The 21,558-nt window shown below is 49.1% G+C and carries 22 protein-coding genes; 12 read left to right on the top strand and 10 right to left on the bottom strand.

Annotated elements, in window-relative coordinates:
• Nucleotides 1–105: 105 nt before the first annotated feature.
• Entirely contained in the window at nucleotides 106–909 is an 804-nt protein-coding gene (locus tag AC1S52_RS32630; RefSeq protein ID WP_482033222.1) for a fumarylacetoacetate hydrolase family protein, read from the bottom strand.
• Nucleotides 910–1,144: 235 nt separating this feature from the next.
• Between AC1S52_RS32630 and rpsF the strand changes: the two genes are divergently transcribed.
• From rpsF to AC1S52_RS32650, 4 genes are read left to right on the top strand one after another with little or no spacing between them, the layout of a single operon-like run.
• Entirely contained in the window at nucleotides 1,145–1,471 is a 327-nt protein-coding gene (rpsF, locus tag AC1S52_RS32635; protein ID WP_482033223.1) for a 30S ribosomal protein S6, read from the top strand.
• A gap of 42 nt (nucleotides 1,472–1,513) precedes the next feature.
• Nucleotides 1,514–2,524 carry an NAD(P)/FAD-dependent oxidoreductase gene (locus tag AC1S52_RS32640; protein ID WP_482033224.1) on the top strand — a complete coding sequence of 337 codons (1,011 nt, stop codon included), beginning with the start codon at nucleotides 1,514–1,516 and terminating at the stop codon, nucleotides 2,522–2,524.
• A 7-nt stretch (nucleotides 2,525–2,531) separates the two neighbouring features.
• Nucleotides 2,532–3,080: an Npun_F5560 family protein gene (locus tag AC1S52_RS32645; RefSeq protein ID WP_482033225.1), complete on the top strand. Its 549-nt coding sequence runs from the start codon at nucleotides 2,532–2,534 to the stop codon at nucleotides 3,078–3,080.
• Between the two features lie 9 nt (nucleotides 3,081–3,089).
• Nucleotides 3,090–3,884: a hypothetical protein gene (locus tag AC1S52_RS32650; protein WP_482033226.1), complete on the top strand. Its 795-nt coding sequence runs from the start codon at nucleotides 3,090–3,092 to the stop codon at nucleotides 3,882–3,884.
• 102 nt (nucleotides 3,885–3,986) lie between these two features.
• On the opposite strand, the gene AC1S52_RS32655 is transcribed toward AC1S52_RS32650, so the two are convergent.
• A complete protein-coding gene (locus AC1S52_RS32655) occupies nucleotides 3,987–4,361 on the bottom strand; it encodes an STAS domain-containing protein (RefSeq protein WP_482033227.1) in 375 nt (124 codons plus the stop codon).
• A 448-nt stretch (nucleotides 4,362–4,809) separates the two neighbouring features.
• On the opposite strand from AC1S52_RS32655, the gene AC1S52_RS32660 reads away from it, so the two are divergent.
• The gene (locus AC1S52_RS32660; protein ID WP_482033228.1) at nucleotides 4,810–5,466 is read left to right on the top strand and encodes a DedA family protein; all 657 of its coding nucleotides are present in this window, start codon (nucleotides 4,810–4,812) and stop codon (nucleotides 5,464–5,466) included.
• A 64-nt stretch (nucleotides 5,467–5,530) separates the two neighbouring features.
• The gene (locus AC1S52_RS32665; RefSeq protein ID WP_482033229.1) at nucleotides 5,531–6,928 is read left to right on the top strand and encodes a UDP-N-acetylmuramoyl-tripeptide--D-alanyl-D-alanine ligase; all 1,398 of its coding nucleotides are present in this window, start codon (nucleotides 5,531–5,533) and stop codon (nucleotides 6,926–6,928) included.
• A gap of 16 nt (nucleotides 6,929–6,944) precedes the next feature.
• Here AC1S52_RS32665 and AC1S52_RS32670 read toward each other — a convergent pair whose 3' ends face one another.
• Nucleotides 6,945–8,486 carry a tetratricopeptide repeat protein gene (locus AC1S52_RS32670; RefSeq protein ID WP_482033230.1) on the bottom strand — a complete coding sequence of 514 codons (1,542 nt, stop codon included), beginning with the start codon at nucleotides 8,484–8,486 and terminating at the stop codon, nucleotides 6,945–6,947.
• A gap of 279 nt (nucleotides 8,487–8,765) precedes the next feature.
• Between AC1S52_RS32670 and AC1S52_RS32675 the strand changes: the two genes are divergently transcribed.
• Nucleotides 8,766–10,028 carry a DUF4336 domain-containing protein gene (locus AC1S52_RS32675; protein ID WP_482033231.1) on the top strand — a complete coding sequence of 421 codons (1,263 nt, stop codon included), beginning with the start codon at nucleotides 8,766–8,768 and terminating at the stop codon, nucleotides 10,026–10,028.
• A gap of 67 nt (nucleotides 10,029–10,095) precedes the next feature.
• On the opposite strand, the gene AC1S52_RS32680 is transcribed toward AC1S52_RS32675, so the two are convergent.
• From AC1S52_RS32680 to AC1S52_RS32695, 4 genes are all read right to left on the bottom strand, one after another.
• Entirely contained in the window at nucleotides 10,096–11,649 is a 1,554-nt protein-coding gene (locus AC1S52_RS32680) for a hypothetical protein (protein ID WP_482033232.1), read from the bottom strand.
• 146 nt (nucleotides 11,650–11,795) lie between these two features.
• On the bottom strand, nucleotides 11,796–12,587 hold the full coding sequence (locus tag AC1S52_RS32685) for a hypothetical protein (protein ID WP_482033233.1): 792 nt from the start codon (nucleotides 12,585–12,587) through the stop codon (nucleotides 11,796–11,798).
• 150 nt (nucleotides 12,588–12,737) lie between these two features.
• Nucleotides 12,738–13,688: an ABC transporter ATP-binding protein gene (locus AC1S52_RS32690; protein ID WP_482033234.1), complete on the bottom strand. Its 951-nt coding sequence runs from the start codon at nucleotides 13,686–13,688 to the stop codon at nucleotides 12,738–12,740.
• Between the two features lie 117 nt (nucleotides 13,689–13,805).
• The gene (locus tag AC1S52_RS32695; protein ID WP_482033235.1) at nucleotides 13,806–14,090 is read right to left on the bottom strand and encodes a DUF1830 domain-containing protein; all 285 of its coding nucleotides are present in this window, start codon (nucleotides 14,088–14,090) and stop codon (nucleotides 13,806–13,808) included.
• Nucleotides 14,091–14,520: 430 nt separating this feature from the next.
• Here AC1S52_RS32695 and AC1S52_RS32700 point away from each other — a divergent pair, with 430 nt between their 5' ends.
• Nucleotides 14,521–14,736, top strand: coding sequence for a DUF2949 domain-containing protein (locus AC1S52_RS32700; RefSeq protein ID WP_482033236.1), 216 nt, complete (start codon nucleotides 14,521–14,523; stop codon nucleotides 14,734–14,736).
• On the opposite strand, the gene AC1S52_RS32705 is transcribed toward AC1S52_RS32700, so the two are convergent.
• Nucleotides 14,687–16,036: an FGGY-family carbohydrate kinase gene (locus AC1S52_RS32705; RefSeq protein ID WP_482033237.1), complete on the bottom strand. Its 1,350-nt coding sequence runs from the start codon at nucleotides 16,034–16,036 to the stop codon at nucleotides 14,687–14,689. The genes AC1S52_RS32700 and AC1S52_RS32705 overlap by 50 nt on opposite strands.
• Before the next feature lie 120 nt (nucleotides 16,037–16,156).
• On the opposite strand from AC1S52_RS32705, the gene AC1S52_RS32710 reads away from it, so the two are divergent.
• A complete protein-coding gene (locus AC1S52_RS32710) occupies nucleotides 16,157–16,507 on the top strand; it encodes a hypothetical protein (RefSeq protein ID WP_482033238.1) in 351 nt (116 codons plus the stop codon).
• Nucleotides 16,508–16,514: 7 nt separating this feature from the next.
• On the opposite strand, the gene AC1S52_RS32715 is transcribed toward AC1S52_RS32710, so the two are convergent.
• Nucleotides 16,515–17,009: a hypothetical protein gene (locus AC1S52_RS32715; RefSeq protein WP_482033239.1), complete on the bottom strand. Its 495-nt coding sequence runs from the start codon at nucleotides 17,007–17,009 to the stop codon at nucleotides 16,515–16,517.
• A gap of 740 nt (nucleotides 17,010–17,749) precedes the next feature.
• On the opposite strand from AC1S52_RS32715, the gene AC1S52_RS32720 reads away from it, so the two are divergent.
• Both AC1S52_RS32720 and AC1S52_RS32725 read left to right on the top strand, forming a co-directional pair.
• Nucleotides 17,750–18,484 carry a hypothetical protein gene (locus AC1S52_RS32720; protein ID WP_482033240.1) on the top strand — a complete coding sequence of 245 codons (735 nt, stop codon included), beginning with the start codon at nucleotides 17,750–17,752 and terminating at the stop codon, nucleotides 18,482–18,484.
• 177 nt (nucleotides 18,485–18,661) lie between these two features.
• Nucleotides 18,662–19,336: a hypothetical protein gene (locus AC1S52_RS32725; RefSeq protein WP_482033241.1), complete on the top strand. Its 675-nt coding sequence runs from the start codon at nucleotides 18,662–18,664 to the stop codon at nucleotides 19,334–19,336.
• A 169-nt stretch (nucleotides 19,337–19,505) separates the two neighbouring features.
• Here AC1S52_RS32725 and hemH read toward each other — a convergent pair whose 3' ends face one another.
• Nucleotides 19,506–20,669: a ferrochelatase gene (gene hemH, locus AC1S52_RS32730; protein WP_482033242.1), complete on the bottom strand. Its 1,164-nt coding sequence runs from the start codon at nucleotides 20,667–20,669 to the stop codon at nucleotides 19,506–19,508.
• A 293-nt stretch (nucleotides 20,670–20,962) separates the two neighbouring features.
• Here hemH and AC1S52_RS32735 point away from each other — a divergent pair, with 293 nt between their 5' ends.
• Nucleotides 20,963–21,532: a deoxycytidylate deaminase gene (locus tag AC1S52_RS32735; RefSeq protein ID WP_482033243.1), complete on the top strand. Its 570-nt coding sequence runs from the start codon at nucleotides 20,963–20,965 to the stop codon at nucleotides 21,530–21,532.
• Nucleotides 21,533–21,558: the final 26 nt, after the last annotated feature.

Genomic DNA, 21,558 nt, shown 5'->3' on the forward strand with positions numbered 1-21,558 from the left:
TCCTTAGACATTGGGATAGGAGCGATATCAATCAGCATTTCGAGTGATCTTTGTCACAGCCAACATGCACATCCATCCCCCCATTCATGCACACGTAGTTGTACTTTACTCATCTAAAAATCGCGGTAAGTCCGTTTCCCTGGCAACTACCGTATTGTTCAGATAACCAATCCCCTCAATTTCCACCCGGATGCGATCGCCCACCTGCATGGGTCCAACTCCTTCTGGTGTTCCAGTTAACACTACATCTCCGGGCATCAGGGTCATCACCTGACTAATATAGGACACCAGATAATCGGGTGAAAACACCATCTGGTTGATCAGGGCAGACTGAGCTGGTTTGGTTTCATCGTTCAAAAATGTTTGGATTTGGGCTGCCGGACCAACCTCTCGCACCACCCAGGGACCCAAGGGACAGAAGGTATCAAACCCTTTTGCCCGTGACCACTGCCCATCCTTTCTTTGCAAATCACGGGCAGTCACATCATTCGCAATCGTATAGCCCCAAATTTTCGTCTGAGCCTCTTCTGGAGTGCAGTCCACACAGCGATCGCCAATTACCAGCGCCAATTCTCCTTCATAGTCCACCCGTTGCGACTGGGGAGGGTAGTAAATTTCTGTTTCGGCAGCAATCACCGCCGAAGGTGGCTTCAAGAATAAAAGAGGTTCCTCTGGCACCGGGGTTCCCATTTCAGCCGCATGGTCAGCGTAGTTTTTCCCAACTGCCACAATTTTAGACGGGGCACAGGGCGCTAAAATCCGATAACTATCCGGTGCCAACTCCAGATCAGTCGGTTGCCCCTTGAGCCAGGGCGGCGCATCCAACGCCTGCACCTCTCGACCAAGCTGAAGGAGTCCATAGTAAATTTGTCCATCTGCTGCCTGAACGCGGACATAGCGCTGTGCCATAGGGTTACGAATACGTCTGATGAGCTACTGATGATTATCGATGCAGAGTGACCTGATTAGAGTCGCACCTACAGAAGTTTTCAGCAATTTCCATTGATCCAAAAATTAGGCTAGAATAATAAGTCCTTGCTTTTCAGGCAACCGATGATGGGCAGTGGAGCAATTTCTCAGCCTAAGCCCTGATTCTAAATTTTTGCCTGACAAGCCATCTGCCCACAAGGAGACCGCATTAAACATGATGAACCGTTACGAAACGATGTATATTCTTCGCCCCGATATCAGCGAAGAAGATGTAGACAACGCTATCGAAAAATACCAGACGATTTTGCGTGATAACGGAGCGCAGATTACTGAAACCCTGCACCGTAACAAGCGCCGGTTGGCTTATGAGATTCAGAAGTACCGGGAAGGCATCTATATTCAGATGAACTATGAGGCAGATGGTTCTCAGATTGCGATGATGGAGCGGGCAATGCGCTTGAGCGATGAAGTGATTCGTTACCTCACGGTTCGGCAGGAAGCTCCAAAAGCTGTTAAGGAAGAGGCAGCAGTACAGGCTTAACAGGCTCGATACCATATCCACCGAGATCCCCCGAAGCAGACAATGAAGCTCTCCAAGAAGAACCTGGAACAGCGTATAGATCAAATCTACGATGTCATTGTTGTAGGAGGAGGCGCGGGAGGTCTTTCGGCAGGGATTTATTTGCAACGTTACCGCCTTTCTTCCCTGGTCATTGAAAAGGGACGGGGGCGGTCTTTTTGGATGCAGGATTTACGGAATTATTTGGGGCTTCCTCCGGATACTCCCGGACGCAGCATGCTGCAACAGGGTCAGCAGCACTACCTCTCCCTCAACGGCGACTATCTCATGGGCTTTGTTGAAGAGGTACGCGATGAGGGGGACACCTTTGCTGTCAAGGTGAAGGTCGGCAAACAAGAAAGTGCTTACCCCATCTTTCACTGCCGTTATTTGATTGCCGCCAGCGGCATCATTGACCATCTGCCTCAGCTAGGAGATATGCAGAATGTGTATGACTACGCGGGATACAATCTGCATGTTTGTATGATTTGTGACGGTTATGAGATGGCAGATAAGAAGTGTGGACTATTTGTACATACAGAATCTGCCATCAATACGGCTTTTGTGCTCAACTGGTTTACTCCTTACATCACGGTTTTTACCCAAGGTCTCTGTGAAGTGGGATCCGAAATGCGCCAGAAGTTGAGCGAACACGGCTATCCTCTAGTTGAAATGCCGATTCAAAAATTTTTAGGTCACGATCATGAGATGACTGGGGTAGAATTAACCGACGGTTCTACCGTAGAGCTAGAAACGGGTCTGGTGGCAATGGGTTCCCACTACTTTAGCGAGTATCTTAAAGCGCTCGATTTGCAATGGAAGGGAAATAATTTAAGCACCGACTCCATGTGTCGCACCTCCCATCCTCGCATCTTTGCCCTGGGTGATCTTAAAGAAGGAATTAACCAGGTGTCAATTGCGGTTGCAGATGGTACATTAGCGGCTACTGCAATTTGGAGGGAGATCCGTCGTTCTTCCCCTCCCCGTCGCTGGGAAGAGCATCTAACCAGTCTGAAATTCATAACAACGGAGTGACAAAGACGTGACCTATTCTGTGAGTCAAAACCCGACCGAACTGCAAGCTGAGGTTGCCCGTCTGAGTGAAGAGCTGCAAATGCGCGATAGCCTGGTACAGCAGTTGTCCCAGGAGCTTTTTCGTCTAGTCAAGGGCAACACTGGCTTTATGCCGAACCCAGAGGTTTCTGAGCGGCATATGACTGAAATGCGTGCTCTGCGAGAACAACTACAAGGAGTAGAGCAGCAAGTTACCTTTTATCAAGAGCAGATTAGCGATCGCGATAGCGAAATTTATCAGCTCAAGCAAACGGTTCAGGAGTTAACCGATCGCTCCCGGATGCTGGAGCAGGTCGTTCAGGAACTGCCCAAAATCTATCGCCAGAAATTTGCTGAACGCATGGTTCCCATTCGGGAGAAGGTTACCCAGATTCAGCGGGAAAATCGCCAACTCCATGCCGAACTGCAAAGCGTCAGCTATCGGTTAGCCGTGAGAACTCGCCGTCAAACCCACCTCGATCTACCCAGCTTTGGTCGGTTTACTGGAGCGACCCTACCAAGTTTTGGGAATGCTTAATCGGCTCAAATGGGAAACGTCCTCATTGTTATAGAGACTGTTGAGGCACCCCTTCAGCTTAATCACGTCTGCACGAGTCAAGTTGAACTGGTGGCGGCGTTAAAGCGGGCAATTTTGGCTCAGTCGCAGTCGTCCCCAATTGGCAGTTTGGAGCGGCAGGAACAGACCGTGCTTCCAGAGGAGCAGGTGGTTTCTGCCTCTAAATTTTGTATTTCTGAAAGTGAAATTCAGGTCATTTCATCCGGCGATTTGGCTGAAGGATGGGGAGCGGATAATCCAGGCTTAGCAGGCGGTTTGATCTGTCCTTTAACCTTGGAAGTGCCTGAGTGGCTAACGTTTCCGGGACAGGCTATCTACCAGTCCTGTCGGGATCTGATCAGCCTGCGGAGACACGTAAAAGCCTGGGGGTATGAGTCTGGGATCGGAGATTTGTGGTTACCGATCGCCCTGACCGCTAAAGGACCCCTTTATGGAGAAGTGATTGGATTAAGGGGGGATAGCCTCACTCAGCCAGCGAACGCATCCTCCCGTTACACTCAGCCTATTCATCTCCCTGATCGCTGGAGGCAACCTCTTTACGAGTTAGGGTTTCGGTTGATCCGTTCGCTCAAAGCACCCCCAGCAGTCTACCTGGTGCAGGTTGGAATTCAGACAGGGAAGGTCTACTTTGATCGACTGATCCCGTTTCCAGCAGAACCTGCGATCGCCAGCCTGAACAGACAAATCCCCGATCTGTTTGTCTGTCACTGGTGCTGCCTGACAGGGAAGCCAATCTATGACCTCAAAATCAGGTTGATGCTCTAGCAAACCATAATCTGAGGGGTGCTTAATTTTGTAAGAAAAAAATTGACAGCGTTGAATGTCGCTGTCGCTGTAGATGCCCTACGTTGCTATAGCAAACCCTGCCTACGCGGCGATAGGTTGAGACCCCATCTGGGTTAGTGGCTCCGTTTGATTGGAAACGCTGGCTGCTTCTGAGTAGGTATTAAACAGTTCAAATACAGAGTCCAACTGGGTGATCTCAAAGATTAACCTGACCGAAGGGCGAGGATTACAAATCACTAATCGACACTTTCTCCGCTTTGCCGCATTTAAGCCTGTGGCTAAAGCCAGAAGACCTGCACTATCAATGAAATCGACCCCAGCCAGATCCACAATGCATAGGTCAAATTGGTCGGGTTCAATATCCAATATTTGCTGCTTTAAGCGCATTCCAGCATGGGAATCCAGACTCCCTTGAGGCTGTAGCAGTACAAACCGATCCTCATGTACGAGTTTCATATCCATATAATCCAGCAGATAGAGTTATCAACTAGTCACTTGCGGAACCTAAAATCTCAGACATCCTGCGGATAACAAGCCCTTGCACTCATTTATCTGTATCTGAGAACACTGAAACTCACAGGGAACAAATCTTGGAAGCGATCGAAGCGTTCAGTATCTAAGTAGAACTACGGTAATCTCAATAACATACTAAGGATTACATCGCTGAGAGTATGATCCATTTCGGTAACTTCACGCAATCTTCAACCTCCAATTGAATTCGACTGTAATTTATCTGTTTTTAATAAACTTCTTACTTTTGGAAGAAAACCGTATTCTTGAACACTTATTTCACAAACAGAGGATAATTGCCAGGAATTCTAGATATTTGGTTCGATTGACAGAATTTGTAGAAACACGCCAATATCTGAGATATGAAGATGACGTTTTGTAAAAGACTGCCCGCATGTCAGATTTAATTTCGATAGAGAGAATTGAGGAGATTGCCCAGCATTACGGATACTGGGCAGTCTTTTTGGGAATATTGCTAGAAAATATTGGGCTTCCTATTCCCGGTGAAACGGTCACGCTGGCAGGTGGTTTCCTTGCTGGAAGTGATCAGTTGAACTATTGGATTGTGCTGGCTGATGCGGTGCTGGGTGCTACGTTGGGTGGAACGATTGGTTACTGGGTAGGAAGATACGGGGGTTGGCCTTTGCTGGTGGCGATCGGTCGATTGTTCCGAGTGCAGGAAGATCGCTTAGTCTCCCTCAAGAATCAGTTCAGTGAGAATGCAGCAAAAGCAGTTTTTTTAGGTCGTTTTATTGCCCTATTGCGAGTTTTTGCCAGTCCCTTGGCGGGGATCGCTCAAATGCCTTACCCCAGATTTATGCTCTACAACACCCTAGGAGCCGTTGCCTGGGCGTCGGTCATGGTCACCCTTGCCTTCTTTGCTGGGCAAGTCGTCCCTCTGGAAAAGCTAGTTGAATGGGCAAGTCGGTTTGCCCTCTTAACCTTGCTGATTGTCGTTGCCTGGATTGTGATCCCCTTCTGGCTAGAGTCCCGTAAGGCGAAGGAAGTGGTGGTTGACAGTTCATCTGCTGGGGAACAGTTGGGCGAGTGAGGGAAAGAGGTGTCAGGTTGTCAGGTGTCAGGTGTTTCGTGGTCAGTCGTGGGGGGTAAGTAGTATGTCTTTTTCTGCAACCCTGGCTCAACTGACTGCAATTCTGAATGCAACGCCGGTTGGGGTTTCGAGTCAGGTTTTAGCCACTCAAGCAGTAGGTATTACAACAGATACGCGCAAGATTAGCCCTGGTGAGGTTTTTCTGGCGCTCAAGGGCGAAAATTTTGACGGGCATGAGTTTGTTAATGGGGCAGCCAGTCAGGGGGCGATCGCTGCGATTGTGAGCGTCGATTCCGCCTTTAGCAGGTTGAGATCCAAAACGGTGTCTCCAATTCCCCTGTTGACGGTGGTGGATACCTTAGTGGCATATCAGGCGATCGCCCGCTGGTGGCGAGAACAGTTCACCATTCCGGTGATTGCCGTGACTGGATCGGTTGGCAAAACAACCACCAAAGAACTGATTGCCGCTGTTTTATCCCACCCGACCCCCGACCACACACACCCGACCCCCCACGTTCTTAAAAGTCAGGCAAACTACAACAATGAAATTGGTGTTCCCAGAACTCTGCTAGAACTAGAGCCAGCGCACGATTATGCGGTGATTGAAATGGGAATGCGGGGGCGGGGAGAAATTGCCCTTTTGACCCAGATTGCCTATCCCGATATTGCGGTCATTACCAACGTCGGAACTGCTCATATTGGACGGTTGGGATCAGAGGAGGCGATCGCCCAGGCAAAGTGTGAACTTCTGGCGGAATTGAACCCAACGGGAATCGCGATTCTGAACCACGACAATCCGCTTTTGCTCAAAACGGCGGCAACGGTCTGGCACGGGGAAACGATAACCTACGGGTTAGATGGGGGAGACATTCATGGAGAACTAATCAGCCCAGAGACCTTGCGAGTTGATGGGCTGGATTTACCCCTGCCCTTGCCAGGTCGTCATAACGCCTTAAATTATTTGGCGGCTCTGGCTGTTGCCAGGACAGTTGGGATTGATTGGTCACCACTGGCAACGGGATTGACGGTTGACCTACCAGCAGGACGGGCAAAACGGCATGAGTTACCGCAAGACATTGTGATTCTTGATGAAACCTACAATGCCGGATTAGAGTCCATGCTGGCATCACTGGAAATGCTGGCACAAACTCCGGGCAAGCGGCGGATTGCTGTCTTGGGAACCATGAAGGAACTGGGTCAGCGATCGCCCGAATTTCACCAGCAAGTAGGGGCTGCGGTGAAGCGGCTTCAGCTTGACCATCTGTTGATCCTGGCAGATGAAGCCGAGGCAGACGCAATGGCATTGGGCGCATCGCCGCTACCCTCTGAGCAGTTTAGTTGCCATGAGGAAGTGGTTGCGAGATTGAAGGAATTGGTGCAACCGGGCGATCGCCTTCTGTTCAAAGCATCCCGCGCGGTTGGGTTAGACCGTGTTGTGGATCAATTTCGGGCTGCTGATTGACCACTAATAATTTGTCCTAGCTCTGAGGGCTGCCGCTGTATTCGGTCAGGGCTTTTGCTACCTGAGCACAAACTGGTGCCCAATCATGCAGACGGGATTGACGGAATAGTCGGGCAGTCGGGTACCAGGGGCTATCCTGCCGATGTTTTAGCCAGCGCCAGTCAGAGGCAACCGACAGCAAAATCCAGACGGGTTTCCCCATAGCTCCTGCCAGGTGGGCAACGGAAGTATCGACTGAGATCACCAGATCTAGTTGGGCGATCGCGGCGGCTGTATCAGCAAAGTCATGCAGGCGATCGCTCATATCTTGAATGGGCAGAGCATCGATTGCGGCTAGTTCCGTCTGATGGGACCCTTTCTGCAAACTGAAAAATTCAACTTCTGGGATCTGGAGGATGGGTTTGAAGTGTTGGATCGGGCAAGAGCGTTCGCGATCGTGGAGATGGTTGGGATCACCGCCCCAAACGAACCCGATTTTGACGGGGGGAGAGGGGGAGGAGGGAAGAGGGGAAGGGGCGGTTAGATAGGGAATGTTAGTCGGAATGGTTTCCAGGCAGGTGTTGAAAAGGTGGGGGAGGCTCAGGATGGATGCCTGCACATCATAGGCGGGGAGGGGATCTCCGGTTGCGACCACAGTTTCAACCCCGATCAGTTGCTGAAACAACCGGATCAACGCAGGGGGACATTCTACCAGCACCCGTCCACCCCGTTCGGCTACAAGGGGCGCATAGCGAATGAACTGCATCAGATCGCCCATCCCGGCTCCGGCTTCGGTGTACAGCAAAATCACTTTTTGATCCAGGTTAGAGCCATCCCATCCAGGTTGGGTAAAGGGTCTGGGTGTACCGGCTACATTCAAGCGCCAGGGGTCATATTCGGCAAAACCTTGCCTCAGGTTACCGGAGACTAGCTTTGCCCGAATCCGGCTGCCTTGCAGCTTAACATGGTTCGGAAATCGAGCAATTGCCTGGTCGAACAGGGCGATCGCCTCCGCTATCTTGCCTTGCTCTACCAGCGCATCTCCCCAGTCTCGGTAAGCGTCTGGATGATGGGGGGTCAGTTGCAGCACCGTTTGATAATGGGAAATTGCCTGCTCCAGATCTCCCTGCTCTTTGAGTGCGTGTGCCAGGTTGCTGTGTGCTTCTGGCAGGTTGGGATTGAAGCGAAGCGCTTTCTGGTAGCGGGCGATCGCAGCGGCTAACTTTCCCTGCTGCTGTAACGTCACGCCAAGGTTGACATTTGCACTGGGGTTGTCGGGTTTAATCCGCAGGGCGGATTGGTAGTGGGCGATCGCAGCGGCTAAATTTCCCTGTTGCTGAAACGCTGCCCCCAGGTTGTTGTGTACATCCGCAAAATTGGGTTGGGCGGCTAGCGCTTGTTGATAAAGCGCGATCGCGCCTTCCAGGTTCCCCCCCTGGTGAGAAAGCAATCCCAGCAAATAGAGGGCATTTGGTTGAGTGGGTTGCTGCTGCAACACCTCTCGATACAGCCGCTCGGCTTCTGCCAGTATCCCCGCCCGGTGGTATTGCATTGCAGCCGCCAGAAGATCCGCAACCATGGCATCCCCATCTCAAACTCTATTGGTAGGTTAACTTACGTTTGTCCATGCTCAGGCGGCAATTAGTCAGGCAAATGGGCAGGTACAGGTTATCCGCCTGCTTCAGGGGTTGCTCACAAAAAGCCCCGCAAGATGATTTCTCAGGAAAACAATCAGCGTCTCAGGTCATGGTTTGCGATTGTGTGCGATCGTGTCTGCAAGAACGGGGCATTGACCCCAATGCGGCATAATTTGAAGTGTTCAGGGAGCCAGCAGATCGCTGTTTGGAATCCACAAATCATGGTATGGAAATCTATTGATAACAGAGGAGTGGATAGAACGATTGTGAATGGTCTAAGTGAACAATCTGCCCTTGATGATAGCGACTTCTACTGGAGACTATGGACGATCTTGCCTATCTATCCATTTGGCAAGCGACGAACGATTCGACGAGAAGTCGTCAAGAACACGATCTGGACCTTTGACCAGGTGCAGGGAATTTTTTATGTCGTGGTTCCCATCCGGATGACGGTGGTTAAACTGCAAGCGGGGGGATTGCTGGTCTACTCGCCGATCGCCCCGACTCCAGAGTGCATTCGACTGGTGAAAGAATTGGTGGCAGAGCATGGCGATGTGAAGTACATCATTCTGACCACCATTTCTGGGTTAGAACACAAGGTCTTTGTGGGTCCCTTTGCCCGTCAATTTCCCCAGGCGCAGGTCTTTGTGGCTCCCAACCAGTGGAGTTTTCCGCTCAACCTGCCCCTGAGTTGGTTAGGGTTTCCCCTAGGTCGAACTCAAATTCTACCGGAGGACAGCAACCAAACTCCGTTTGCCGATGAGTTTGATTACGCCATGTTGGGTCCCATTCCCCTGGGTCCGGGGACGTTTGAAGAGGTTGCCTTTTTCCATCGGCGATCGCGCACCTTACTGGTGACGGATTCGGTCGTTTCTATCCCAGAGGAACCCCCCGAAATCGTTCAGCTTGACCCCTATCCGCTGCTGTTCCATGCCAGGGATGAAGTATTTGATCCAGTAGAAGACAATCCCGCAAATCGCCGCAAAGGATGGCAGCGGATCTCGCTATTTGCTTTTTATTTCCGTCCCAGTGCCGTTGAGACGATTCCCCTGGGGCAGGCTGCCCATGCTGCCCGTCAGGCTCCAGACCGTTCCAGAAAAGCTTACTTTGGTTTATATCCTTTCCAATGGAAGCCGGACTGGGAGAGATCATTTGAGGCACTTCGGGGCGGAGGACGGTTGTTTGTTGCGCCGATTCTGCAAACCTTAATTCTGAATCGGGCACCCCAGGAGACGCTGGATTGGGCTTACCACGTAGCAACCTGGAATTTTCAGCGGATTATTCCCTGCCATTTTGAGGCACTGATTGAAACAACGCCCCAACAATTCCGACAGGCATTTGCCTTCCTGGAAAAAACACCTGCTCTGCCTGAAGCCGCTTCAGGTAGTTTTTTCCTGCCTGAAGCGGACTTTACCCTGTTAAAGGAGATTGATGAGCACCTTTGTAAACGGGGGATTGTGCCGCCTCCCAAGGAAAAGGTGTAGGGATCTGGTCAGATCCCAGACCTCGGAGGTTTTGGAAAACCTCCGAGGTCTATTGGGCGCTACCGTCCTACTTTGCCGCTGCCAACATCGCCTTTGTCTCAGACTCGCCTGCTTTTTGCAGTTGACGGGTGAGATGGGCAGTTAATACACCAAAGAGACCCAGGTGTGCCAGGAAGCTAAAGAAAACTTCCATAGCGGTAGCGTAGGCCAGGGCTGGGAAAGCGACGATTGAGAAAAGCCAGAGGATTGGCATTTGTGTCGGATGCAAAGAGAATACAGCCAGAAGCATGATAGGAGCAAAGAGGAAGACTGAAATGCTTCCAACTGCCCAGACAGCAGGCTTCTGCGTTTTCATAAACAGGGCGAGTTGGGCGATCGCCGCACAGATCAGAACCACCATTCCCCCCAGCAGCAGGGACACAAATGCTTGAAGTTTCTGCCCAGAGGTTTCCCAGGTCATAATCCAGGGGGTAAACAGGGTAAAGGCTACCAGCAAATTGAGAGCGACTGCCAGCAGTAAGGGGCTTTTTTCACCCCAGACTAAATCCTGCATGACTGAACGGTTCCAGAACTGCTTGCGGCTACTCACCCGCTGCCGCCGATACCGTGCCCAGTCCAGCAGCATCTGGCGCTGGGGAGTCAACGCCGCGATGAGCAGGATAAACCAGAACAGATTGAAAAAGGCAACGCTCGCCAGGTCATGGATAAGCAGTTCATCATAGGAGCGATCGCGAATCACAAACCCCAGCAGCCAGAACTCAAAACAAGCTGTCATTAAATAACTTTGCTGCTTGCTCAGAAGGGTGAGATTGGGGTTGCGGAAACGCCGGTTGGCAGCCTGCCAGAGCCAGAAGGTTGCGACTCCAAAGGTAACCAGCCAGAACGCCAGGGACAGAGCCAGATGGTTGCCAATAGAAATCCCTAGAAATTGATCCGGTATGGAGTAGAAGGCATCCTTATATTCCATACTGCGAATGAACTGGAACAGGAGCATGAAGCTGAACCAGACAGAGATCGCGCCAATCCATCCCTGGAACGCACCCAGAAAGGCAAACAATAAAAACCCAGTAAAATAGAACCCTGCTGCTGCAATGGTCAGCAGATAAATACTCAACACTGTCAGGAAAGAAACCCCTCCTGCCACGGCAGATAGCAAATGCAGAGGGATTGCCAGGACGACTGCAAGTAGTGGCACAATCGGCACACCCAGCATTTTACCCAGCAATATGCTCTGGCTGGTCTGGGGACTGAGGCGAATAAAGTTGAGCGTCCCCCGTCGTTCTTCCTTACCCAGGTCGCTGATCAACAGGTAGACCCCTGAAATCAACAGAATGAAAGGGAGTGCCCAGCTAAAGACCTGGAAAATGTTGAGCCACCATAACTGCCAGTTAATTAGGATGTTGTCGGCGGCATCACGCACACAGTCGGGGTATAGACAGTAGACATTAAATTTAAAGTTTTTTCCAGGCAGTGCCACCCAGAAAAATAGCATCACCAATGCTTGCCCTAACAGAGATGCTACGGCAGTCATGGTCAGGTTACGCGGTTTGAGACGACCTTTGACTTCTCGAAAGAATTGCGGATTCCAGTTGGCAAGTGGGTAGAACCAGTCAAGTAGCATAGCAGTCTCCGGAGAGTGGAAAGTTGAAAGTTGAGAGTTGAAAGTTGGGAGTGCTTAGACCTCCGAGGTTTTGAAAACCTCGGAGGTCTGGGAGGTTTTGGGAATTGTTTCCAGGTTGTATCTTTTACGGCAATGGGACAAGAAACTTACTGATTCGGTGAATGGCGGAAACGATAAAGGCTACCCCGCCAAAAAGAGATAGCCCCAAAAATGAAAACGAGAAAGATGAACCAGACCCATCCAGGAAGAGTCATGTCAATCGCAGCAGAGCGGATTATTATCTGTCGATAGTCGTTTCCCCAGGAATTCCAGATTGTAGATAAAAAGATACTGAGTCCGCCTGCCAGGAAGACGATTAACCAGACTTGAGTTTTGGCTCTCCAGACCAGGCTGAAGCAAAGGGTTGCAGTGAAACCGAAGGCACAGGCAATTCCTGCCAGGAAATAAATGATTCCTATAGTTAGAACGGATAAACCCGCATGAAATGCTGCCCAGAGATGTAAAGGTAGGGTGAGGGCGATCGCTGTGTACAACAAAATCGGCAACCCCAATAGCTTGCCCAGCAGAATACTTGTGCCAGATTGGGGACTGAGGCGAATAAAGGTCAGGGTGCCTCGTCGTGACTCACCGGCAATATCTTCTGCCATGAGATAGCACCCAATGGTCAGCAACAACAACAACCCATAGCGTGTGAGCAATTGAAACACATCAAACCACTGAATTTGCAAATAAAGTGCAGCAAGATCTCCCGCCTGCTGCTGCCCAATTCGGTATTTAGTAAGCTCCAGGTTTCTGGCTACGTAAAGAAAGATAACAATTTGCCCTAACGCCGACAGAACGAGCGTTGTTAGCAAATTGCGGAACCTGAACCGTCCTTTAATCTCTCGCAGAAGCTGAGGATTCCAATCGCCTAGTTGGGTCAGCCAGGATGAAAGCATAGAAGTGAGGGGGGAGGAGAGTTGTTAGTTGTTAGTTGTTAGTTGTTGGTTGTTAGGGGTCATTGGTCATTGGTCATTAGTTAGTGGTGTTTACAAAGGACGAAGGACAAAGGACAAAGGACAAAGGACTCCATCCTTCATCCTTCCGTATCACGAAGTCTGCTGGTGTCCTAACTTCAGGAAGATGGTTTCCAGGTTTTCCTGGGTGCGGTGGAATTCAGTCAGGGGGATGCCCGCTTCGATCAGCGATCGCAGCAATTGGGCGCTGTCCTCCGTACTGCCAGAAAAATGCACATGCATGGTCTGATTTTCCCCAGGCAGGATTTCCATTCCTTCTACAAGGGGACAGTTTCTTAACTCAGACTTGAGTGCATCCGGGCTACCCAGGGTAGACAGCACAATTTGTTGGCGGCTGAGGCGGTTATAGAGCGCTTTAAGCGAGGCACTTTCGACTAAAAAGCCGAGTTCCATAATTCCAACTGAGGTACACAGTTCTTCCAGATCACTCAGCACATGGGAGGAGATCAGAACTGTCATTCCAGCTTCTCGCAGGACTTTGATAATGTCACGGAACTGAACACGGGCGATCGGGTCCAGTCCCGAAACGGGTTCATCCAGCAATAGCACCACTGGTTCATGGATAATCGTGCGGGCAAGGCTGAGGCGTTGTTTCATGCCCCGTGAGAGACTGGCGATCGGGTCTTTGCGTTTGTGTTCCAGTTGCACCAGTTCCAGTACTTCTTTCATCCGCTGCCCCCGCCGGGGTTGTTTCAGGTGGTACAGGCGGGCAAAGTAGTCCAGATAGTCCCACACCGTCAGGTCATCGTAGAGGGGAAAGTCATCCGGCAGGTAGCCAAGCTGGCGCTTCAGGTTGGGATTGTCCTGATCCCGCCGCAGGCGTTCCCCATTAATATAAATCTCGCCTACGGTGGGTTCCTCTGCTGTCGCCAGCATCCGAATCAACGTCGTCTTTCCGGCTCCGTTGGGACCAATTAGCCCATAGACTTCTCCAGCTTCAACCTGGAGGTCTACATCATTCACGGCAACCTGGCGATCGAATTGTTTGGTCAGTCCACGGGTGAGGATGGCGGGTTGTGGCATAGATCACCTCTCTTCTTCCTCGCCAGCCTAGCCTCTCCCTATAGCGTTTGGCACCCCTATTGCGGAAATTGAAACCGCGGTTCACGAAATTTTTGGCGTTGCAGATTGTTATAAAGCTTAACTCTCAACTCCACTCACCTCCCCCTGTGCCTGTACCTGCAAATTAAGGCAGGGAATAGTATCTGACAGGATGGCGCTGGCGATCGCGTTGGAATGGATCTCTAAATGTGCATCTATTGGTGCTTCAAATAAAAGGCGCTGACCCGGAAACACAACCCGTTCAAAATACCAGTTTGGAACATCCGTAATGCGGGCAATCTGAATCCGGGGAGAATTATTCACGTAACAACAAAGACTTGTACGGGAATAGTCGGATGGGAGAGAATCCAGCGTTTGAGTCATAGTTAAAAAGCTCTTTTTATTCACAAACAGCCCGCTCCGTAGTCTAACGGGCAGGCTTTGGGGCACGCATTTAGAAATGTTTCAATTGACTATTACAAGTTGCTTAACATTTCGTTTTCATTTTACGTTAAGTATTTTTACCTGGTCAATACCCGTTAAGTATTTTTGCTTAATTTTCTAAAGGCTCGAATTTGTAGGATAAACAGTTCTTTAAAGCCTGAAAGCCTTGCTAAGCAGATTTTATAAGCATTGACTTATGGGAAAAACGACCAAGACTAATTTTTATTGTGGTGGCTAAAAAAGTAAGGCTTGAGAAACTGTCCAGAAGGAATTTAAGGGGGTTTTGACCTTCAATTCACTGATTCTGAGAAAATGTTGCAGAGATTTACATAAAACGTTACATTCTATATGTCCTGTTCTAAGACTCCTGATGGAACTGACACTGCTAGCTAAACTGTTTCAATTTCTGCAAGAAGAGATTGGTATTCCTGCTGCTGAGATTTTGACAGCCCAGAAGCTTTTGAGGCGGCATAGTCAGCAGCAACCAGAGCAGTCATTGAACCTGTTGCCCATTGTTCTCTGGCAGTATGGGCTGGTTACCTTAGAGCAGTTGAATCGAGTATTCGACTGGCTCGATGCAGCATAGAGAGTCTCTTATTCATTCCCATTGCCTGTAATGCCAGCAAAGCCGTGCCATAAGCCGCTTCGGTATGAGCAGAGCGAGTCACTGGCACCCCTAGTTGGCGAGAACGGATGGCTGTCCAGGCGGCATTGTTGGCTCCACCACCAGCGGTGTAAACGTGGTTCATTGGGGAGGCACCCAAATCCTGAAGTAGACGATATCCGGTTGCCTCAATCCGCGCAATGCTCTCCAGCAATCCGTGAAGAAACTGAACTGGATCGTCAGGACGGGGTTCTAATCTAGGTGGCAATTGCGCGTCATTGACTGGAAAGCGCTCACCAGGTTGGGGCAGTGGGTAGTAGTCCAATGGGCTTTCTTGCTCTACGGGTATTTGGGCACTTAAGGATTCCAGTTCTGCGGTTGTGAAAAATTGTTGAAGCACCGCTCCGCCTGTGTTGGAAGCACCCCCCACCAGCCAGAGATTTCCCAATCGATGGCTGTAAATCCCGTACTGACGATTTTCAACGGGCGTTTTGCTCAAAAACTTGAGTACTAGCGTAGACCCCAGGGAGGTGACTGCTTTCCCAGGGGAACTGGCTCCACTTGCCAGAAAAGCAGCGATGCTGTCAGTCGTCCCTGCACAGACCTGGCAGGTTTGGGGCAACCCGAACTGGAGAGCGATCGAGGGCTTTAAAGGGGCAATCACCCTCCCTGGCTCCCCTACCCTGGGTAGCAAGGGCAAAATACCCAATGGTTCCATCCAGTCTGGGTAGCACAGCCGTTTCACGTCGTAGCCCAGTTTCAAACTATTGTGATAGTCACTGACACCCAACTGACCGTGGAGCAGAAATCCCAGCCAGTCTGCTTGGTGCAACAAATAGGTTGCTTGGGAGAAGAACGATTGTCGTTTCCACCAGAGCAACTTGACCAGGCTGGAGGTGGCACTTAGTACGGTGTCTTGGCAAGGGGCAGTGGTATAGGCTTCCTGGGCAAAAAACTGGTGCAGTGTCTCTAGTTCGGATGCAGCAGCGGTATCGTTATAAAGCAAAGGAGGCGCGATCGGGTTTCCTGTTGCATCACACAGAAGCACTGTTGATGAAGTGCCATTGATGGCGATCGCCCCCACCTGTCGTCGCAACGCTGCTGGAACATTAGCCATGAGCGCAAACAAACCCTCTCGCCAGATTGATACCCAATCGATTGTTTTGCCGATGGGCATTTTGCCAAAAGGATATTTAGCCTCAGCCAGCAGGTGGGTGTCTGCATCAATAACCGCGATACGTGCCCCAGAAGTGCCAAAGTCAATTCCAATAAAAAAGCTCATTTTTAGCAGTCACTCCATCAAACTGCTTAACAGTTTTTTGCGAAGCCGAGCAATTTTCCAACTAATTCAATAAAATTCAATATTCAAAACTATCAATAGAAGCGAGTTTGGAGATTTCGCATGGCATATACATTTGAGATTTTGGGTGTGTCGCCAGTGCTACAGTTCTTCAATTATCAACAGGAAATTCTGCCACAAAAGCCGCAAACTGGCGTGGCATACCTGGGTTCTTACCAATGTACTTTAGATGCCTTGCTTGAAAACGTCGAAACAGTGGCCCCTGGGAAGGGATGGGAACTGGATCAGGTTTTGGAGACAGTTGTCCGCTTCTGGATGAACAACATTGATAGTATCTGCCACTGGAAGCAGCGGCTAGCAGATGCTGGCGACCAAAATCTTTTAGTTTCGCGGATGGCAGATTTACCCTCCCTTCAATCGGAGTTTGAGTGGTTGCTTAAGCAGTCGTTGTAGGAGAGCTTTACTCTAAAATTTCACCATTGCACTGTTGCACAATCTGCTTGGCTTGGGTCAACTCATGGGGTTGAAAATCTTTAGCAAACAGAACAAAATTTGGTATCAGCCCAGTTACTTCAGAGCCTTCTTTTCCCCTACGGACATTAACACCCGTCATTGCAGCGATTAAACCCATGCTGGCTGCCCCAATCAAACTGCCAGCAAGACACAATCCCACCAGATTGATCATAGGGTTTACTGCCGGAATTCCACCAGCCATAGTGGTTTTAAATAGGCTTAAGATTAAACCAGCAATTGCGCCGGTTAAAGCACCTGCGATCGCGCCCATTGCGCCACTTTTTCTTGCCTCTGTTGCTGGGACAGGGGGCGTTTTAGTCAGAAGTGCAATTCGCTCCGGTGAAAAGCCTGCTGCCTGAAGTGCTTTAAGAGCTTCTTCTGCCGCTTGCTGATCAGGAAACTCACCAATATACTTCTGGTTTGGTTCAATCGTCTGCGTCATAGAAATTACTTTATTAGTCATACTTACTTATCATTACTTGACTGTAAAGCTTCATCCTCCTTCATCGGGAGTAAATGTTAAGCGAATAAACGATAGCGCTTCTATCTGGCTGGGGTTCAAGAAAAAATTTTCCACAGTCGTATTTCTTAAAGCCTCTCGCTCTCACAACTGCTTCAGAGCCGTATTTAGCGTTTCCTTTCTGGGTGAGGTACATCTCATCTGTTTGACTCAAGGGTTCTATGACTATCCATGTACCTCACTGGATTCAAAAACGCTATATAGCGATTCTCAGACGAGTACGGTACAAACCAATGCCAAAAGCCTTACTGAATCAGCAATTTAACCGTATACACAAATGGGATCTGACATACAAAATTTACCTGGTAAAAATTGTAAAAGTTTCTTATGTAGCGGTGATTACCAAGGTTAATTGAAGCATCTATAACTCAAGAAAGATGCCTTGAGAAATATAAAAATATCACCATAGCTGCATTAGAGAGAAAAGCCTTTATGAAAAGGCTCAGATATTTCATAAGTAATGAAATCCTGCTCCCCAACGAAGCATAGATTTAACTTGGATTAACCCATCGTTTGAGCGTTACTTTAATCTGTTTCACTCTGACCTTAGCTAGATGATTAGTTCTTCACGGATGACTAATCTATGTATGAGCCTGTAAACATTTCAGGTTTAATTAGCTTTGAGCTTAAGCTAAGAAGTACGCACACAATGGAGAACTATTATGAACAATTTGGTTTTCAGCGCGATCGCTGGCATTACATCTTTTGTTAAATCGCTTCGATTTAAACAAGCAATCATTACAGTCCTGGCAGGTGTTTTTCTATTAACAAGTACGGCTTGTGGTGGTCCCTCCAATGCTACCAGCGCACGTTCCAACGACTACAATGCTGCTCCCAGTACAAATGGTGTCAACGAGGGGACCGCTAAAACTTCCAGCCCCTATGGCAAAGCCTCTGGAACGCAACGGGAGCTTTACAAACCCACCCAAAGCCCGAAAGGTGGAATGAATAACTACAATGATGATCCAGCCTACAATGGCAACAACGATGTCAACGCAAAAGCGCAAAGGCTGATTAATAAAGCTGAAAACCGTCTGCAAAACAGAGCTGAGAGTCCCCAAGAAGCTCTTGAAAATGCACGGGAAAGTAATCCCTTTGGTCAAGGGGCAAAGGATGTTTCACGTCGGCTTGAAAATTCAGCCGAGCAAGCCAGGGAAAATCTGACTGAAGGGACTCAGCAAGGTTTTCGTAACCTGAAGAGTAATGTCGATAAGGCTCGTCAGGAAACCCCCAATGTCGTTGAAAGAGCCAAACAAAATGCTCTGGAAGCAACTGAAGGTGTGCGCGAAGGCGCAGAAGACGTTTCTGAAAGCGCTCAAAGAGCCGTCGGACGTGCTGCCAATGAAGCTCAATACGGGACGCAAGATGCGGCACGTACAATTCGCGATCGCGGTTAATGATTTCTAGATCATTTAAAGACTTAACTTGCCGTTGAGTTTCGTAAATGAGTAGATAGGTACGTGAGTCGCTCATCTGCTCATTCATCATTGATTCTAGTTTCCGTAATTTCTTGGGAGCGAGTGTATCTTAAAATGCACTCGCTTTCACTGTTTACGGAATCCAGAGAGGCAGCTATGAACTACTTTTCAACGGTGATCTTTCTGCTGCGCGATCGCAAAGAGTTTCTAGAAGAGATCCATAACCGTGTGGGACTCAGAAGCAAAATCATTTCACTCCTGATCTCCAGTTGTTGCTTTTTTGCTTTCTATGGGGCGATCATTGGGGCGTTCCATAGTCCCATGCAGGTGGCAGCTTCAGCCATAAAGCTGCCTGCCCTTTACCTGATTACATTACTAATTTGTTTGCCTGCTCTTTACATCTTCAACGTCCTGTTTGGCTCAAAACAAACCCTGGGACAGCACTTTACCTATTTGCTGGCAACCGTTTCAGTGATTTCGATTTTGCTTTGTGGTCTTGCTCCGGTCACCCTGTTCTTCCTGATTACCGTAAATGACTACAACTTTTTCCTATTATTGAATGTCTTCATCTTCGGATTAACCGGAGTGCTAGGTGTGTCCTTCCTTTATCAGGTGATGAAGCCCATTGGAGACGGTGACAGCAGCCAGGGCATTCAAGTCCGCACAAATATTCTGCGCTTCTGGCTGGTGTTGTATGGCTTTGTCGGTAGCCAGCTTGGCTGGACGCTCCGACCTTTTTTTGGTTCACCCGGACAGTTTGAATGGTTTCGCCCCAGGGAAGGGAGCTTCTTTTCCGGCGTTTGGAACGCCCTCATCAATCTCTTGACCTGAAGTGTTCTAGATCTGCTGTTTACGTTCCGTAGGGCGTAGCAATGCAATGCCCCTACCAAACATCGACCACACCTTTGAAACACCACCTGCTAATCAGAGGTATGAATTTAAGCAGGATGAATCACAACTTTGTTCTAGTTCATCCTGCTATTCAGCTATCCTCTAATTGCTACAACAGCCCGATCGCGTGAAGTGGACCCCGTCCTAGCAGCATTTCCATCAAAACCGCAATAATTCCAATCATTGCCAGACGACCATTCCACACTTCCGCAGAAACGGTCATTCCCCACTCCCACTGCTCCGGTGGATACATTTTCACCTGCTTTTCTGGATGCATCACTTCCGACAGTCTCATGCTGGGAGCATTCATCGATTCCAGCACCATGTTTGCCAGATCGTCAATAAACACGGGATGGGTGTTGAGGGCAGGTACACGATGGAAGTTTTCGATCCCAGCTTCTTCGGCAATTTCTCGATATTCCATGTCAATCTCTTGCAATGTTTCAATGTGCTCTGAAACAAAGCTAATCGGCACGACGACCATATCCTTCACACCCTGCTCTGCCAGTTCTTTAAGGGCATCTTCGGTATAGGGCTGCAACCACTCAACTGGACCCACCCGGCTCTGATAAGCCAGGGTATGCGGATTTGGACGGTTGAGGGTGTACATAATTAGCGCGACACAATCCTCAATTTCTTTCTGATAGGGATCACCCGCTTCCTCAACATAGCTGATCGGAACGCCGTGGGCACTGAAGAAAACATGCACCTGAGTGGGATCAGAGAACTGATCAAGTTCCTGGGCAATCAGTTGTGCCATCGCTTCTAAGTAGCCCGGTCGGTCATACCAGGATTGCACCACGGTGTAGTCAACTTCCTGGAGAGCCGCATCTTCTTCCCAAATCTTTTCCAGCAGACGAAAGCTGGAGCCACTGGTACTGATGGAGAAATGAGGGTAGAGGGGAAGAATGACCAGTTGCTTGATGTGATCGCGCTTAATCCGGGCGATCGCCTCCTCGGTAAAGGGATGCCAGTAGCGCATCCCCACGTAGACGTGAGCTTCTTGCCCCTTTTGTTGCAGTCGGGTTTGTAATGCCTGAGCCTGCTCCTCCGTAATCCGCCTTAACGGAGAGCCACCGCCAATTAATTGATAGTTTTCCTGGGATTTTTTAACCCGCATGGTTGAAATAAACCACGCCAGGGGACGTTGCAACCAGGGAAAAGGCAACCGAATGATTTCTGGGTCTGCAAACAAGTTATATAGAAACGGACGAACATCCTCTATCCGGTCCGGTCCGCCCAGATTTAACAACAGAACCCCAACTTGACCCATGACGGCTACGACTTTCCCGCTTTCTAAGGTTTGTAACTGATTTTAACAATAAATCTATACTTGAAATAAAGATAGGGAATAAATACCTATCCAGGCTGGGTTTTGGCAATATTTTTGTCACATTGCCCCTTTATTATCAAGTTTTCGCTCAGTTATCTGTCGTCTGTTGCTTGTTGCCTATTGCCTGCTATATAAAGTTCAGGGTTATTACCTGTTGACTAATCAGCCCCATTTTATGGGTTCACAATAACTTTTCCTAGCATTCAATACATTTGATACCCGATAGGCTACCGATGAATCCAATCCCCCTAGATCATGACTCACATCAAAGACCATCCTGGGATGAATATTTTTTGATGCTTGCTAAACTGGCAGCGACCCGTTCAACCTGTTTAGCTTTCCCTGTAGGAGCCGTAATTGTAAAGCATAAACAGATTCTAGCAACGGGTTATAACGGACCGCCATCCGGTTCAGCCCACTGCATTACCCAGGGTTATTGCTATCCAGATCTGAGCAGTTGTGATGCCAGCAAAACCATGCCTTCGCGGGCAGTTCATGCGGAGGCAAATGCGATCGCCCAGGCTGCAAAGCATGGCATTTCAACCGATGGTGCAAGTATTTACGTGACCTTAGAACCCTGTCTTTTCTGTCTTAAACTTTTAATTTCAGCGGGAATCCGGGAAGTATTGTTTGAGACCAGTTTTATTAGTGGACCCAGTACCTTAATCAGGGATTCTTTTATCCAGGAAGGGCTTGTTAGTTTAAGGCAAATTGTACTATCTGACACAACAGCTAAAAAAGCATCTTTTTCCTTGTTGAATCCAACTTCGATCGCAAAAGCAAAAGATGGTATTGCTGAGTAGGAGCCACCCCTATCAATACCTGCAAC

Source organism: Kovacikia sp. CALU 1929 (assembly GCF_056784235.1).